Genomic DNA, 17,275 nt, shown 5'->3' with positions numbered 1-17,275 from the left:
GGTTTTGAATAGGAAGTCGAACGGTTCATTTCAAGTGAGCTTCCTATTCAAAAGCGGCTCAAAAAATCGGGAAGTAATTTTTTGCGTCATACTAGAGAAAAGGACATTCCGCACTTGGAATGTCCCCTCTGGCATCCTTATTTTTGTTCAAACTTCAACTTGTTGATGATGTTTTCTGCCACGCAAGTTCCTTGTTTGAAACCTTCTTCACAAGCCTTGCGCATGTGCACACCGCCAAAAATGCGGGAATGAAAGGCTTCTGTACCCGCTTCACGGAAATTGTTGAACTGGCGAGGACGGAAACCTTTATCCGTGTGTTGTGCATCGCTGAAGGAACGATTTCCAAATAAATAGGTCAGCATTTGAGAAGATGCACCCGCATTTACTGAAGTCCCTGATGTGTAATCTGGGTATGGAGGCGTAACGACCGGAGAATTCCAGGTGTTGACTCCAATCACTTCACGGATGAAGGTAACTGGGCGTTGCAAATTCCAACGGTATTTAGTATACCAACAGGAAATAAAGCCATCGCGAGTACCTGTACCCAGCAGTACATACATCTTTAAGGTGGTAGCCATATTGAGATCAAACTGGTCTACCAGTTGATTGGCAATTCCAATCCAGGATCCGGCGGGAGAACCCGATTGGCCTGGATCATTTGCCCAAAAACGGCCTACTTCTACTTTGGTAGGGTCGAATGAAGCATCCAATACTTCTTTTACTTCCTTGTAATACACGTTGTTAGGATCTGCGCTGTATTCGTAAGGCGCGCTAGGTTGACAAATTTGAGCCTGATTAATGGCCAGAGGGCGGCTCTCCCACCAAAATGGCGCCATGAATTCCTGGTTCAAGGTGCGGCCGTACCAGAACTGAGGATTACCAGTTCGGGCGGGTTCAGTGTAAGTTTTTGCCAGCACCACTGCACGACCATCTTTAACTGCCCATTGTAAAATAGCGATAACCAATTGATCTGCAAATTCTTTTGAGTTTTTCATCACTTCATTGTCTATGGAGTTGCGAAGCCGTAAATCGTCGGCCTGGCGATCCGCAGTAGCATTCAAAGAGAAAGTAGTTCCTGCAGAAATTCCGGGAGTTAACTCGGTAATTACTTGTGGTGTTGCATGGCAAAGTACAATCCCCCAATCGTATTTTTTGTTGGGGTCTGGTACAGGGAGTTTGTCCAAACCATTCAATTGACCTGCCAGCGAGCGATATCCTTTCATTCCGTGTACCATCGATTCATACATCGTGATTGATGTGTACGCATAAATCCTTGAAGCATCCAATGCGAACAAACCGGTGCGTTTAACGGTGTTGTAGGCCTGGGTCATCCACTCTTGTGCCAATACTGCATCCAACTCCGTCGCGGGTTTAGATACAATTTCATCATCATTGTCTTTTTGGCAAGCAAAAGCAAAAAGAAATAAGCCCACCAATAGCAGGCGAGTAAATGGGAATACAATTTGCTGTCTCATTGTGAAACATTTTAGAGTTAGAAAATTTGGTAATTCATTCAACAAGAAAGGAGGGTACGTAAAGATTGGCCTGAATAAGCTCTTCTTGGAAAGAAATAATAGTAATACTATTTTTTACAAAGATAAAAGCACCATTCAAAAAAGCAAAACTTCGAATGGTGTTTTTTCTTAATTACATTAAAAAAATCAACACATGAAATATTTTTGTTGATTATCAATTTGTTGCACTTATTTTAGTAGCATCGGCAACAGGGGCTCTGGTATTTTGAAAGTATTATTCACTTCCATGTAATAGAGTAGATCAATGTTGGACGGGATGCTTGCCTCGGTTATGATGTCTTCATGAGCAAGTTTTGCGGGAACAAAAAAGGTGATTTTTGCCCCCTTTCGAAGCAAACGCAGCACTTCTTGCCAGGCGGGTATAATTCCTCCTTGTCCAATTGCGACAGTGTAGTCGTTGAGCCGTGCGAAAGAGTTGTCAAAACTCACCCCATCTTGTGCTGTCGCTCCACAATAATCAATCCGGAGATAGTCTCCTTTAATCAAAAGCGGGCCTGCTCCTTTTTCGTGTAATATGTATTTGATCCCCGAAGGCGTGGTCTGCACATTTTTTGCCTGGCCAGAAGCCAGTTGCATACCATATACTGCAATTTGGTTTGCTGCAAATTTAGCCGCGGTGGCTGCTTCTTGCTTGGTTCGCTTCTTTTCGGCTTTTGCTAAATCTGCTTTTACTTTTACAATTGCCGTATCAATTTCGGCACGAGTATTTACTTTGCGCATAGACAAGTCGATGTATTTCATTTTTGAATGTTCAAAGCCGGGCTCAATGATCCCTGACTGGTCATTGAGTACCGGGATGTGAATGGTCAGGCTATCTCCTTCTTGCATCAGCAACATTGCTTCAACAATAGGATCCATCTTTCCAGCTTTATAGCCAATTGTATCCGGAATAGCTGACAAATCCAATCGAGAGACTAAAACCCCAGTATCATTGCGGATTTGAATGCGCATTAAAGCCAGGTCGTTTGCTTTGCCCTTAGGGCCTTTGCCTCGGGTATGCACAATGTATTTGAATCCGGAAGACAATAGAGCGGGGCGATCGTTGCAGCCGCTTAAAAGTGTGAATAAAAACAATAGAGGTAAAAAAATCTTCATGTCTTTGTGTTGAATATAAATGATTGATAAATGAATGCGCGATCACATGACAATTTTATCAATATCCTTATTTGAAAAATGGTTCACGAGGAAAACCCCACATCAGGACGAAGCGAAAATCTGTTTTCTGCATTGACAATTGAGCCTAGATATTGCTATCTTTAAGCCCATGAAAAATCTACCCATCGGTATACAAGCTTTCGACAAGCTGATTGAAGGCGATTATATTTACGTGGACAAAACCGAGATTATCCATCAATTGGTCACCACTGGTGCAACTTATTTCCTATCCCGCCCCCGCCGCTTTGGCAAATCGCTGCTTTTAAACACCATTAAGGCTTTGTTTGAAGGCCGACAGGCGCTTTTCTCAGGTTTATGGATTGAAAATCAATGGGATTGGAACAAACGTAATCCAGTTTTGCATTTTTCATTTGATGCAATGAGTTACGAGCAACTGGGCTTGGAAGACGCAATTTCACAGGAGCTCAAATCACTGGCCAAAAGCCATAATTTAGAACTCAAAGCTCCAGACTACAAAAGTCAATTCAGGGAACTGATCCAACAACTTCATGAAACCTATGGCAAAGTAGTTCTGCTCATCGATGAGTACGACAAACCCATCATCGATTACCTGGAACAACAGACCATCGAGCAAGCCAAAGTCAACCGCGAGGTTCTGCGCAATTTTTATTCCGTCATCAAAAGTGCCGATGAACATCTGCAATTGGTCTTCATCACTGGAATTTCCAAATTTGCCCAGGTATCTATCTTTTCACACCTCAACAATCTACACGACATCACCCTTAGTACTCAGTACGCCACTATAACGGGTTATACCCAGCACGAGTTGGAACATTATTTTGAAGTTCATTTGCAAGCGGTTCAAACCGTCCTTGGAGTAGATCGTCAAAGGCTTCTGGACGGCATCCGCGAATGGTACAACGGCTATTCCTGGGATGGCGTACGGCGGGTATACAACCCATTTGGCGTATTGCGCTTTTTTGCAGCTCAACGGTTTACCAATTTTTGGTTTTCTACGGGAAGCCCCCGGTTTTTGATCGCACAAATGCGCAAATTGGAAATATTCGACGTCGAAAACACCCCGGCCAACAACACCACCTTTGAGCGGTACGATATCGAAAACCTCGACTTGACTTCCATTCTTTTCCAGGCAGGTTACCTGACCGTCAAAGAGCTGGACCTTTGGACGGGCGATATGATTCTGGACTACCCCAACAAGGAGGTTCGCCAAAGCATGTACCAGTTTTTGATTGATGATCTGGCCAAAGATGCACACCGCACCGATACCGGACTAACCATCCGCAACCTCAAGCTGGCTTTCACCCAGGGAAATCTGCCGCAGGTACGTGAAATCCTGGATGGCTTACTGGCTGACCTGCCGAGCGAGGTTTTTGACAAAAAATCGGAAGGATTGTATCACGGCTTGATCCATTTGGTATTTAGTTACCTGGGTATGTACACCCAAAGCGAGGTGCACTCCGCCCGTGGTCGTGCCGATGCGGTGGTACAAACGACCAGCGATGTGTACATTTTTGAGTTCAAATTCAATAAATCAGCTGCGGAGGCGATTGCTCAAATCAAACAAAAGGGTTACGCGGATAAATACCGGAACAGCGGGAAAAAATTAACGGGGGTTGGAGTGAATTTTAGCACGGATACAAAGGGCATTGATGAATGGGTTGAGAAGGGGGTGTAGGAAAGGGCAAACGCATTATAAATACGTCCCACCTAACTCACCGCACAATCACTATTTTTTTTGAATACCGTTTGCCACTTGCCTCCTCCGACATTTCCAATACATACAGGCCCGCAGACAAGTTGTGCACATCAAAATCCTTTGTCGAATCCCGCAACAGGTAGCGGTTGATCACCATTTTGCCATTGCTGTCGAATAAACTGATGTAGAGTGGTTGATTTTCGGTCGTTTTGCGAATAGTGAGTTTATCGGTAGCAGGGTTGGGGAAAATCAACAGCTCGGCAATGGTTGATTCGGTGGTTGAAACTGTAGTGCTTGCATTCAGCCTCCAGAGTTCCTGGCCATGAATGCCATCATCGGCGGAGAAGTATAAGTCATTTTTGTAGGGGGTGAAATTGTCGGGTTCACTTGAAGCAGGGCCGTTGTTCAAATCAAACAGCATTGCTGTGCCTTCTTCTGTGCCATCACTGCGCCAAAGCTCGTACCCGTGGATGCCATCATCAGATGAGAAATACAAATATTTCCCCCATGAAAAAGGTGGCCGGATGAATCGTTTATTGTCATTGGCGGCAATTCGTTTGACCCGCACTGTGCCTTCACTTGTCCCATCAGTTTTCCAGAGTGCATATCTCTCCTCGCCATCATTGACAACTACAAAATACAATTCGTTGTTGTGTACTACAAAATTTATAGGGAGAGCCCCAACTGCGCCAGGCAAAATATCTTTTACCAGCACCGTTCCGTTGAAGGTGCCATCGCTTTTCCAAAGTTCAGTGCCATGTTTTTCATCACTTGCATTAAAATATAGATTGTTTTTGAAAGATATACCGTTCCCAGGGGAGGAACCCACGATTCCCGGCCAAATGTCTTTAACGAGTCGGGTACCTTGGGTTGTACCGTCTGTCTTCCATAATTCACCACCTAATGTACCATTGTCGGCAGTAAAAAAAAGGGTTTCATTTACATTCGTCATCATCCCGATGTGGAAATAATATACGTTTGGACTTTGGTCGAAAGGCCGGATATCTGCTACAAGAGAGGTTCCTTCGGGTGTGCCATTGGTTCTCCAGAGTTCCACCCCCGTGAGGCCATCATGTGCCGAAAAAAACAATAAACTATCCTTTAAAATAGCTGGATTCAAAGGAATGAAAGGCAAGGATTGGCCAACCGGGTTGATGTCTTTTAAGAGTTTAGTGCCCGCTTCTGTGCCGTCAGAAATCCAAAGCTCTTCGCCTTCCGTTGCTCGGTAGGCATTAAAAATCAATTTATCTTTTAAAACGGTCATACCCTCCGTAGAAGTCCCCCCCCGACCTTCGTTGATGTTTTTGAGTAAAATGGTACCTTTTGCTGTCCCATCGCTTTTCCATACCTGTCTGGATCCTGGTACATAAGATGCGGTGAAAAAATAGTTGTTCTTAAAGGCAGTGGGCAATAATAAATTGGCGCTTTCAACTCCTGGGTAGATGTCTTTTACCATTTGCGTGCCGCTCGCAGTACCATCCGATTTCCACAATTCAAATCCTTCCGTCTCGGTTTTTGCGGAAAACATCAGCAGGTTGTTGACCACCTTCATCTGGTAAGGAAAAGAACTTGCACCAGTAGAGTTGAGCTTGGTGAAAATAGTTGTTCCGGTTTCGGTACCGTCAGTTTTCCAGAGTTCTTGCCCATTTCTTCCATCTTGTGTCTTGAAAAAAATACTTCGTTTGTGTGCGATTAGTTCGGTTATCTCGGTTGCATTAACGGTTGGTAGGATCGAATAAACGCGGTTCATTCCGGCCAAAGTACCATCACTGCGCCAGAGGGCCCAACCTTGTAGACTATCTTTAGCCACAAAGAAAAAATGAATGCCGTCAGAAGTACTCTGGAGTCGGTTGTTCCCAAAAGCACTACCTGGCCCGGTAAATATATCCTTTACCAACTGGGTACCTTGGGTAGTCCCATCACTTTTCCACAACTCGGTACCAACTGCTCCATCTTGAGCAAGAAAATAAAGGGTGTTCTTGAAATTTTTAAAGCTAAAGGGCGTAGAACCTTGTGTCCCGACCCGAATGTCTTTGACCAATTGAGTTGTTTGGGGAGTTCCTTTCGTTCGCCATAGTTCTGGCCCATTCGCAGCATCATAAGCGGTGAAAAAAAGATTATCTCCAACTGCAGTTAAATTGGTTGGAGCACCACTCTCCGCTCCAGGTATCAAGTCAACGAACAACCTAGTTCCATTGGCAGTACCATCTGATTGCCACAATTCCCAACCACTGATGCCATCATTCGCAACGAAATAGATCGTGTCTTTGAATACTGCATACTCAAAAGTACCATACTGTGTATCAACCGATTTGATTAAAGATGTACCATTGTTGCTGCCATCACTTTTCCAAAGTTGACTGAGACCGGCCTTGTCTTCTGCCAAAAAAATCAGTTGTTTGTTGAAGGTACTTAATTGATTGGGAAAAACATTTCTTCCAAATTCAAATACACGAGTGGTTCCGATAGGAGTTCTGTCAGTTTTCCATAATTCCATCAAGTAATTTGCATTGCGGTGTAAAAAATACACCTGGTCGCCGAGCTTGGTGAATTTACCGTTTTGCCCACCAGAAATGCCATTGACAGCGAATGTTTTCAGCAAAACTGGCTCAGGTTTTTTTAGGCTGGTACACCAGTATTGCAGGGTTGCCGCATCGGGACTGGTGATGAAATAACAAAGGGAGTCAATAATGGTGACTTCCCAAAATTGCGAACTGGCATTTCCTGGGCTAATGTCTTTGACCAATTTTGTCCCTGCTTCAGTACCATCGCTGACGAATAATTCGCGCCCGTATTGGTCACTCAAAGCAGTGAAAGCAAAAAGCTCAAATCCTGCTCGAACAAAGTTTGGATCGCTCCCCACCAACGATTTATTGATATCAGCAACCTGGAATTGACTTTTAAGCAGCAATGGAAAAACGAGAAGGAACAGCAGCAAACAGAAGTTCTTCTTTTTCATCAATGGAGTTTTTTAGGGTTTGCCAATGGAGTATTTGATTGCAAATTGTTCTTTTTTTTTCAAAAAGCTAGAAAATTTTGCGCAGTAAATTATCTTTGTCCATTATTTCAATAAATTCTATTAAATTAATAGAATTTAAAGGATTTTAAATCAACTCGATTTCGGATATTAACACCAAATACAATGAACATGAGCCAAGTTTTACGTTTTTTCATTCCGGTATTTCTACTTTGGACCAACCTAGCGTTTGCACAAGATCTTACTGGCGTCATCAAAGACAAAACGGGTGTGCCACTGGTCGGCTCAACGATTGTCATCAAGGGCACTAACGTTTATACCATTGCCGACATCGACGGTAAATTCAGCATCCCTGCTCGCAAGGATTTTCCCTTTACCTTGCGCATCAGTTCGGTAGGTTTCAACCCCAAAGAAGTACTCATTTCGGAATTGCCCAGCACACCACTAGAGGTTATTCTGGTGGACGACAACCAACTATCCGAGGTGGTGATCTCCTCCCGCCGTCGGGAAGAAACGGCACAGGACGTGCCCATTCCGATCTCGATCATTGGCGGCAAATTGGTTGCCGATGCTGGAGCTTTCAACGTAAACCGCTTGAAAGAACTGGTACCCACGGTACAACTTTACTCTTCCAATCCGCGCAACACCACCCTCAATATTCGTGGATTGGGGTCTACCTTTGGCCTCACCAATGACGGCATTGACCCCGGAGTTGGATTCTATGTAGATGGAGTGTATTACGCCCGGCCAGCCGCCACCACCCTCGATTTTATCGATATCGAGCAGATCGAGATATTGCGCGGCCCTCAGGGTACTCTTTTTGGCAAAAACACCACCGCTGGTGCTTTCAACATCTCCACGCGTGCACCAAGCTTTAAACCTGGCGCCATTTTCGAGGTGAGTTATGGCAATTATGGCTACATCCAGGCCAAAACTTCAATTACTGGGCCATTGGGCAAAAAATTTGCAGGGCGCTTGTCCTTTTCTGGTACCCAGCGAGACGGACTGCTCTATAATGTCAGAACCCAAAAAAATGTCAACGACCTAAATAACCTGGGTCTGCGTGGGCAGTTGCAGTATACGCCAACAGACAAAATCAGAATTCTTCTGATCGGAGACGTGTCAAGCCAAAAACCCGATGGCTACGCACAAGTAATTGCTGGTGTGGCACCGACCTTACGTGCTCCTTACCGCCAATTCAAACAAATCATCGCCGATCTCGATTACAAGGTGCCCTACACCAGTGCATTCGAACGTATCATTGACACCGATTCACCTTGGCGCTCCGGCAACGAATTGGGTGGCGTCTCCCTTAATGTTGATGCAAAAATCGGCAGTGGGACATTGACTTCGACTACTTCTTTGCGTTATTGGAATTGGGATCCCTTGAATGACCGCGACTTTACGGGCTTACCTGTTCTTTCCAAGTCGCAAGCGACCTCTCGGCACACCAACTGGACACAGGAGATTCGTTATGCAGGTAATTTTTCCTCTAGCCTGAGTGGAGTCATCGGGGTATTTGGAATTGGTCAAAACCTGGTTACTGACCCAGTACACATTGAAGAATCAGGTGCTGCGCAGTGGCGTTTTTTTCAAAGCTCTACCAGCGCATTGTGGAAAACTCCAGGCCTTTTTGACGGATTTGGCATCAAAACCACCTCAACACTGAAGTCTTTCGGTGGCGCCGTATTTGGACAACTTGATTGGGCCATCACCAAAAAACTGCATATCCTACCCGGTATTCGGTACAATTACGATGAAAAAGATGTAGACTATACCCGGGTGACCTACGGTGGCTTACAAACCACCGATCCTGCGCTACTTGCCCTGAAAAACGGAGTTTATTCCAACCAGGCATTCAAGGCCAATGTGAATGAAAAAAACTTCTCCGGGCAATTGACCTTGGCGTATAAAGCTTCCAAACGTTTCAATGCTTTTGCGACCTATTCAACCAGCTACAAACCGGTAGGGGTCAACCTCGGTGGCTTGCCTACAGCCAGTGGACGAGTCTTGACTGAACTAGCCAGCATCAAACCGGAGTACGTCACCCACTATGAAATTGGGGTGAAAACTTCTCCAACGGAAAACTCTACCTTGAACATCGTGTTTCACAATACCGACATTCAGGATTACCAAACCCAGGTACAAACTGCGGAAGTGGGCGTAAACCGGGGCTATCTGGCAAATGCAGAGCAAGTCCGGGTACGTGGAGTGGAGTTGGACGGAAACGTTTCCTTTAGCAAACATTTTTCCATATATGGTGCCGTAGCCTATACCGATGGCAAATACATCTCCTTCAAAAACGCGCCAGTGCCACTTGAAGAAACGGGTGGAACATCGGCATTCAAGGATATTTCTGGTGGTGACTTGCCTGGAATCTCCAAATGGGCAGGCTCGCTGGGTGCAGAACTTACGGCAGGGGGAAAGTTGCTCACCCAGGAAGGAAAGTTTTTCCTGGCCGTGGATGGCTACTATCGCTCCTCGTTTTCTTCAAGTCCCTCTCCCTCGAAGTACCTGAACATCGATGGGTATACTTTGCTCAATGGCCGGATTGGCTTCCGGGCTACAAATGGTTTGTCCATCTTTGTATGGGCGCGCAACTTGTTTGACGTGGATTACTTCGAGCAACTCTTGCCTGCGGCGGGAAATGCTGGGCATTACGCTGGGGTGTTGGGCGACCCACGGACGTATGGGGTGACCTTGCGGTACTCGTTCTAACCTATTTTATTGAAAGCGGTCGCAAAGGATCAAGGCTTTGCGACCGCTTTTCACAATTCTTAAATATACCGAATCCCCCAAAACCAGGGTTCCTCGGCTTCCGTTTTTTCTTTGATGTGGGCTTTAATCAGTTTGTCGTAATCCGCTTGCTTGATTTTTTTGCCCTTCAGTTTGGCAGGAGGATCTAACTCCGTGGTCAATTTTTTCATTTCAATCAAGTCAGCCGTTAAGACCATGGCGCCTTCGTTTACGTCTATTTCCAGGATCATACCTGGCAAGCCATAAAAACCTGCGGGGCCGCCGCTGTGTAAAATGTCTTGGGCAAACCAGGCAATGATCTTTTGTTTGCGTACCGTATCTTGAGCGAAGGCTTTCATACATACATGTCCTGCCACTTCTTTTAGATCGTTCAGAATGCGCCATTTTGGGGCAGCTAAACTGTCTTCGACGAGGTAGGTTTTGCCCAGCATGGTTAGGCCATCGTACTGGGTGTTTTTGTCAAAGTCCCGTTTTTGGAAAAACACGTCCTTGCGCCAGGAATAGCCGCCTTCGTCTTCCGGTTCGGCTTTCTCTTCCGAGGCTTCGTACTTCGTTTGGTTGGCTTTAAAAAAAAGATTGCTGTAGGATTTCCACTCAGAACGATTGCCCCACATGTAGGCCACTTTTTCTCGCTGCTGTTTGCTGAGGTAATCTAGATGTTCCATCTGTTTTGTCCAGTTGTTTACAACCAGGTATCGAATACGCCCTTCCATTTCCTGTGAAAAAACCAGGACGGGAAAGAGAAAGAGGAGAAATAGAATTATTCTTTTCATTGGAATTTTTTTAAAACCAGTTATTCTTCTTCAATTTGCTTTCATAGCCACGCACATTGTAACTCACACTGAGCATGAAATACCGTGCCAGGGTGTTGGAAATTCTGCGCTCCACATAGTTGGATGAACCATTCTGTCGGATGGATTTCCGCTTGTTGAGCAAGTCAAAAGCGGCCAAACGCACTTCAACCTTGTTGCCTTTGCCAAACAATTGGCGTACCGAGGCATTCCAGATTGGGATATCTTGTTTGAAATCGAAACGATCATTGCGGAAGATGTTGTAATCCAGGTTGCTTTCTACAAAGGATTTTTTGGCAAACTGATACTTCATCGAGCCATCGATGCTGGAATTGCGGATTTTCTGGTTCTGATTTTCCTGAATCGAATAACTGATATTGGTAAAATTCAGGTTGCCACCCAGGGACAGGATGAATTTTGGGCTCGGTGTTGCGTTCAAGTCAATTCCAACACTGCTGCCTTTGCTGTTGGTTTCGTTTTCAACGCCATTGACGAAGGCCGGATTTTTACTAAAATTCAGTCCACCACTGGCCGAAAGGGTCAATTTGGTTTTGATGAGCGGGCGATTGAGCCAGAAATAGGTCGAAAATTCATTGCCACCCTTGACGTTTTCAGGGCGGGTGATGCTCAGGAGGCCCAATTGGTCATCGGGCTGAATGACCTGATTGTATACAATTTGACTCTGCTTGGCACTGTATTCCACATTGACATTGATGCTGCTGAAGCTGGCTGGATCCCAATAGTTGATCCCTGCGGACAGGTTGTGGGACAATTCCGGGGTCAAATTGGGGTTGCCTTCTGAGCGGAAGGAAGGGTTGTTGTAAGTGGACACCGGGCGCAAATCATTGAACTGAGGCGCCTGTACATTGTAGTTGTATGCGGTACTCAGGTAAATGTTGTTGGGCAACTCAACATTCAAATCAACATTGGGTGTTACGTGGGTAAAAGTACGATCCAGTGCAGGAGCAACCAGGGTCTGACCTTTGTCGCGCGAAAACTCGGAATGCAAATCATACTGGAGTGCAGCCAGTCCAAAAGAGAGATTAAGTCCCTCGTGAGAATAGCGCAAGCCCGTGCCAAGGCGATTGTACAACAGCCGGTTGTCAGAAAACAAGCTCAGGTTTTCGATCAGTTGATTGTTCAGTTCGGGGTTGGTGACCCGGCGTTGATTTTGACTGCTCGATTGACTGAAATTGTAAAAGGTTTCCACGAACCATTTTTTGGACAAGGCATCGGTGTACAACAAACTGGATTTGACTTCGTCGTTGCCGTTGTTGTCGCGGTTCAATTGGCGGATTTGCTGGGTGAACGAAGTGGCATTAAAAAAGCGGTTCAGAGAAGTAAAGTTTTCGTTCAGGTCGTTTTGATTTTGATTGAAAGCAGCGCTCAGGGCAAAGGCGCGTCCTTTTTTCTTGAAACGGTGCCGGAAAATCAGCGAGCTGGTTAGCCCCCAGGTATCGCGGTTGGAATTGTTGTCTACCGAAAGGCGGTTGTTGGCTTTTTCCAGGCTAGTCAAGAAAGACTGGTTTCGCAAGCTCGCTGCATCCTGATTGCTGATGCGGGCGTTGGCCTTGATGATGATGACATTGTTGGAGTCAATTTTTTGTTCCAGGCGTGAATTGAGGATGTGGTTGTTGCGAAACTCCCCTTGGTTGATGGTATCGTTGTTGAAAAAAGTGGTGTCAGGTAAGAACGTCTGCCGGAAGGCAAATTCATCCAGGTTCAAATCGGTTTGGTTGTAGGTATAGCTGGCATTAAACTTGGATTTTTTGCCATTGTCAAAGTTGTAATTCGCTCCACCGCCATAGTTTTTGGTGAAACCCCGACCGTCAAATCGGTTGGTGAGTCCACCATCGCCGCTGGAATAATAAAACCGTCCGCCGCCACTATTGAAACCAAAGTCCCCATTGTCATAATCACTGAAGGCATTTTGGCCTTTGAATTCGCCATAGTCTTCCCAGTTGACGCCCGTTTGGTTGATGTTGTTGCCAAAGCCAATGATGGAAAACTGTTCTTTGGTGTTGAAGTTGTTTAAGTTGCCGCGGGCGGCCCAGCGTTCCTGGTCACCCAGTGCACCGGTGATTTTGCCAAAAGTTCCTTTTTTAAATTCGGCTTTGAGTTCCAGGTTCATCACCTTTTCTTTTTTGCCATCGTCTACACCGGTTATTTGGGCTTGTTCTGATTTTTCGTTGAACACCTGTACTTTGGAGATGGTTTCTGCACCCAGGTTTTTGGTGGCAGCTTTGGGGTCGTCCCCAAAGAAGCTTTTCCCATCTACGGTTACTTTCCTGACGTCTTTTCCTTGTGATTTGATGTTGCCATCGGCGTCTACATCAATCCCGGGAAGTCGGCGCAGCAGGTCTTCTACGGTAGAACCTGGAGGTACTTTGAAGGTTGAAGCATCGTATTCGATGGTATCGCCGCGGAAACTCAGGTTGGCTTTGGCCGATCGGATAACGACTTCCATCAGCTCCATCGAAATGGGTTTGATCTTAACCTGACCCAAATCATTGATTTCTTTGTCGTGGGCAGGTACCATAAATTGGCGGGGCTGGTAACTGAGTAGCGAGATTTTCAGCAGGTAAGGTACGTTGCGTAAGTTCTTGAATTCAAAAGCACCTTTTTCGTCGGCGCGGGTAAAATTGATCAAACTGGAATCGGTAGGGTTGAGCAGCATTACAGTGGGGTAGGGGGCGGGAGCATTGGACGTATCAACAACATTCCCTTTGATGGTTACTTTGGCCGGGTTTTGGGCATAGATTATGTTGAGGGCCAACAGCATAATCCCTAAGCCTAGAAAGCGTTTCATTTAATAATTTTTCGGTTAGTCGAGTGTGTAGATAATGTTTCAGTATTATACAAACGGACAAAGTATACTCGTCCATATGTGAATGATGCAAAGTTTCAGTGAATAGTTGCTTGCGCCAAGTTTTATTTAACAAATGATATGAACTGGGTGTTTTTCGTTGTCTGTCTAGTGTTATACTGTGAATATTGAGAAAGGTTACAGCTTTTGATCGGGTATTTTTTAAGCATCAACCAGTTTTTCTTTCACTTGTCTGGCGATGATCTCGCCATGATCGCGGGTGTTTTCGATAAAGAGTTTGTTGATGCGGGCTCCGGCGCAAACGACCCCGGCCAGGTATACATTGGGAAGGTTGGTTTCCAACGTTTCGGGATCATGTACGGGTAGGCAATCTCCGGCTGGATCGACGGCGATGCCCAACTTGGCAAGGAAAGGATAATTGGGCTGATAGCCAGTCATGGCCAACACGAAATCATTTTCGATGGTAAAAACGCCATCCGGGCCTTCCAAAACGACCTCTCGGGGACGGATTTCCAGTACTCGGGTATGGAAATATGCTTTGATGGAACCATCCTTGATGCGGTTTTCGATGTTGGGCAAAATCCAGTATTTCACTTTATCGTGCAGGGCTTCGCCACGGATGGCCATGGTTACCTCTGCGCCTTTGTAATAGGTTTCAAGCGCCACATCGCAAGCGGAGTTGCGCGCGCCGATGACCAGCACTTTTTGGCCAACGTAGGGGTGAGGATCATCAAAGTAATGTTTGACCTTGGGCAATTCTTCGCCGGGTACATTGAGCAAGCGGGGGGTATCGTAAAACCCGATCGCCACCACCACGCTGTGCGCAAAATAATCGCCCTTGCTGGTATGGATATGGTACAACTGATCAACGTTGCGTTCCATCAATTGCACTTCTTCAAACAGGTGCAGGTTGAGTTGGTATTTTTCTACCAAACGTCGGTAATATTCCAGGGCTTCGCGACGGGTGGGCTTATCGCTGTGCGAGATAAAGGGAGTACCTCCAATTTCCAGCAATTTGGAAGTGGAGAAAAAAGTCATGTTGACCGGAAAGTTATACAAGGAGTTGACCATTACGCCTTTTTCCAAAATCAGGTGGCTGATGCCTGCTTCCGTGGCGGCAATGGCACAGTTGATGCCCGTTGGGCCACCGCCAATGATGATCAGGTCAAAAATATTTTTCATAATTAAACTTCATTTTGCTTAACAAGAACAAAGATAGGGCTATTCCTGTTTCGAGGAACTGTATATTTGCCCACCAAATCCCCTAAAACATACATTTGACATGGTTGAATCGTACTACCAGGCTTTTGAAGCTTACCGCCAACAGCACCCTTTCGATGGGCAACCCAGTGCATTGTACAATCCGGTGAATTACATCATGGAGTTGGGAGGCAAGCGCCTGCGGCCCATTTTGGCTTTGATGGGCTATGAATTGTTCAATCCCAATTACGAAGCTGCATTGCCATTGGCCTATGCCATTGAAATTTTCCACAATTTTTCGCTGGTACACGACGACATTATGGATGCTGCTCCCTTGCGGCGGGGAAAAGAAACCGTGCATACCAAATGGAACCTCAATACGGCAATTCTCTCAGGAGATGTCATGCTCATTTATGCCTACGATTACCTGCTGCTTTTGGATGCTCCTGACCGCATGACGGATATTTTGAAAGTATTCAACAGACTCGCTCGCGAGGTATGCGAGGGGCAGCAAATGGACATGGACTTTGAAACCCGCTCCGATGTCAGCATCCCCGAGTATCTGCACATGATTGAACTCAAAACTTCGGTTTTGATTGCTGGAGCACTGGAAATGGCTGGACTGGCTGCTGGTGCCAGTGCCGAAGATGTTCGACACTTATACGAGTTTGGACGCAACATCGGCCTCGCCTTCCAATTGCAGGACGATATCCTGGATACATATGGTGAGGCAGCGGCGGTTGGAAAACAAATTGGTGGAGACATTGTACAAAACAAAAAGACCTATTTGATCCTCAAAGCTCAAGAATTGGCTTCCGATCCCGATCGAAGTACTTTAGCGACTCTAATGAGTACCCCAACAATAGATCCAAAAAGTAAAATCAATGCAGTGAAGGCATTGCTCGATAAAATGAACATTCGTCAACAAGCGCAGGACACCAAAACCCAATACCAGAATGATGCCTTTGCCCACTTGAGTGCGTTGAGTATTCCTGCCGCCAATCGGATCGCACTGGAGAGTCTGGCACATGCGCTACTAGATCGCATTTCCTGATGGAAGCTTTTTTTGAAAAAAAGTTAAAAATTCTAGAAAATTTTGTGAACAAAAATTTATGCAATATACTTGATAGTATTAGACTTACTTTTGATAGCTTTACTTTAATTATTTTAGCTATTAGTCTTTTTTTTGTTCATTCATACTATCGTTTTTTGCAAGTTTCAGAGGGGGCTGAGGAAATATTCTTCAGCCCCTTTTTTGTTAAAATTACTTTTACACACCTTAACTATTCACTTCTAGATTCTCCTGCCTAAATTCACGAAAATCAATTTTTCCCATTGGTGCTCATAATTAGATCAATTTATTCTAAAAATATAAATCAATTTATCAATGCTTTTTTTTGTTAAAATTTTGTGAAAATTCATTTTATTGAACGAATATACTGAACAAAAAGAAAAGACAGTCGTTTAAAAGTAAAACAATCTAATTTAATAGCTTTACTTTAAAATTCACCAGACATGAAAAATCTCATTTCCCAAATTGCTTTAGGATTGGTGGTTTTTTGCATAGCCGCCAGTTGTACCGTTGTACGTCAGGGAGAAGTAGGCGTGCGCAGAACATTGGGCAAATACAGTGACCGCCCGATTAATGATGGCTTACGCTTCTTCAATCCGTTTGTTACAACCGTAATTAAAGTACCGACACAAACAGTTAATTTGGAAGTTTCGCTGAGCATTCCTTCCAAAGAAGGGCTTACGATCCTGTCTGAGGTTTCCATCTTGTACAATGTCCAGGGCAATCGGGCCGCTGATGTACTGCGACAAATCGGCCCTGATTTTGAAAGAAACCTCATCCTGCCTGTATTTCGTTCATCAGTTGCAGATGTAAGTTCGCGGTTTTTTGCCAAGGACATGCATACTGGAGAACGCGCCCAAATTGAAGAACAAATTCGTATACTGATGGACAAAACACTGAATGAGAAAGGCATCAAGGTGGAGTCTGTATTACTAAAAAGCATCCAGTTGCCCAAAAGCCTTGCCAGAGCCATTGAGGAGAAGTTGGAGGCCGAACAAGGCGCACAGCGCATGGAATTTGTTTTACAACAAGAGCAGCGCGAAGCAGAACGCAAGCGAATTCAGGCACAAGGTGTTCGCGATGCCCAAAACATCATCAGCCAAGGTTTGACCCAGGAATTACTGCAATTTAAAGCCATTGAAGCATTTATGGAATTGGCAAAATCACCAAATACAAAAATTGTGATTACAGATGGGAAAGGAATGCCATTAATGATGGATGCCAATGTAAATGGGTCACCATCAGGTACAAACACAATGTTGCGCAACGGAAATTAAATGTAA

The 17,275-nt window shown here is 45.1% G+C and carries 10 protein-coding genes; 4 read left to right on the top strand and 6 right to left on the bottom strand.

Translation table 11 applies throughout. The annotated features are described in order from the left end of the window. Positions 1–137: 137 nt before the first annotated feature. The gene (locus ABW391_RS06515) at positions 138–1,475 is read right to left on the bottom strand and encodes a vanadium-dependent haloperoxidase (RefSeq protein ID WP_353481031.1); all 1,338 of its coding nucleotides are present in this window, start codon (positions 1,473–1,475) and stop codon (positions 138–140) included. A gap of 228 nt (positions 1,476–1,703) precedes the next feature. After that, the gene (locus tag ABW391_RS06510; protein ID WP_353481030.1) at positions 1,704–2,486 is read right to left on the bottom strand and encodes an FKBP-type peptidyl-prolyl cis-trans isomerase; all 783 of its coding nucleotides are present in this window, start codon (positions 2,484–2,486) and stop codon (positions 1,704–1,706) included. Positions 2,487–2,799: 313 nt separating this feature from the next. Here ABW391_RS06510 and ABW391_RS06505 point away from each other — a divergent pair, with 313 nt between their 5' ends. Continuing rightward, positions 2,800–4,347, top strand: coding sequence for a PD-(D/E)XK nuclease domain-containing ATP-binding protein (locus ABW391_RS06505; RefSeq protein WP_353481029.1), 1,548 nt, complete (start codon positions 2,800–2,802; stop codon positions 4,345–4,347). Between the two features lie 37 nt (positions 4,348–4,384). On the opposite strand, the gene ABW391_RS06500 is transcribed toward ABW391_RS06505, so the two are convergent. Next, on the bottom strand, positions 4,385–7,327 hold the full coding sequence (locus ABW391_RS06500) for an ELWxxDGT repeat protein (protein ID WP_353481028.1): 2,943 nt from the start codon (positions 7,325–7,327) through the stop codon (positions 4,385–4,387). A 189-nt stretch (positions 7,328–7,516) separates the two neighbouring features. On the opposite strand from ABW391_RS06500, the gene ABW391_RS06495 reads away from it, so the two are divergent. Continuing rightward, a complete protein-coding gene (locus tag ABW391_RS06495; protein WP_353481027.1) occupies positions 7,517–10,063 on the top strand; it encodes a TonB-dependent receptor in 2,547 nt (848 codons plus the stop codon). A 59-nt stretch (positions 10,064–10,122) separates the two neighbouring features. Here the strand turns inward: ABW391_RS06495 and ABW391_RS06490 are convergent, their stop codons facing one another. From ABW391_RS06490 to ABW391_RS06480, 3 genes are all read right to left on the bottom strand, one after another. Further along, entirely contained in the window at positions 10,123–10,875 is a 753-nt protein-coding gene (locus ABW391_RS06490; RefSeq protein ID WP_353481026.1) for a GLPGLI family protein, read from the bottom strand. Between the two features lie 10 nt (positions 10,876–10,885). Then, complete coding sequence (locus ABW391_RS06485; protein WP_353481025.1) at positions 10,886–13,702, bottom strand: TonB-dependent receptor domain-containing protein; 2,817 nt, start codon at positions 13,700–13,702, stop codon at positions 10,886–10,888. A gap of 219 nt (positions 13,703–13,921) precedes the next feature. Further along, a complete protein-coding gene (locus ABW391_RS06480; protein WP_353481024.1) occupies positions 13,922–14,902 on the bottom strand; it encodes a YpdA family putative bacillithiol disulfide reductase in 981 nt (326 codons plus the stop codon). A gap of 100 nt (positions 14,903–15,002) precedes the next feature. Between ABW391_RS06480 and ABW391_RS06475 the strand changes: the two genes are divergently transcribed. Together ABW391_RS06475 and ABW391_RS06470 are read left to right on the top strand one after the other, a co-directional pair. Then, the gene (locus tag ABW391_RS06475) at positions 15,003–15,974 is read left to right on the top strand and encodes a polyprenyl synthetase family protein (protein WP_353481023.1); all 972 of its coding nucleotides are present in this window, start codon (positions 15,003–15,005) and stop codon (positions 15,972–15,974) included. A 461-nt stretch (positions 15,975–16,435) separates the two neighbouring features. After that, positions 16,436–17,269: a prohibitin family protein gene (locus ABW391_RS06470; protein WP_353481022.1), complete on the top strand. Its 834-nt coding sequence runs from the start codon at positions 16,436–16,438 to the stop codon at positions 17,267–17,269. The last annotated feature ends 6 nt before the right edge of the window (positions 17,270–17,275 follow it).

The organism is Haliscomenobacter sp. (genome assembly GCF_040403615.1).
Classification (GTDB): domain Bacteria; phylum Bacteroidota; class Bacteroidia; order Chitinophagales; family Saprospiraceae; genus Haliscomenobacter.
Note: the sequence above shows the minus strand (reverse complement) of the source record. Positions and strands in the feature narration are given on the sequence as shown.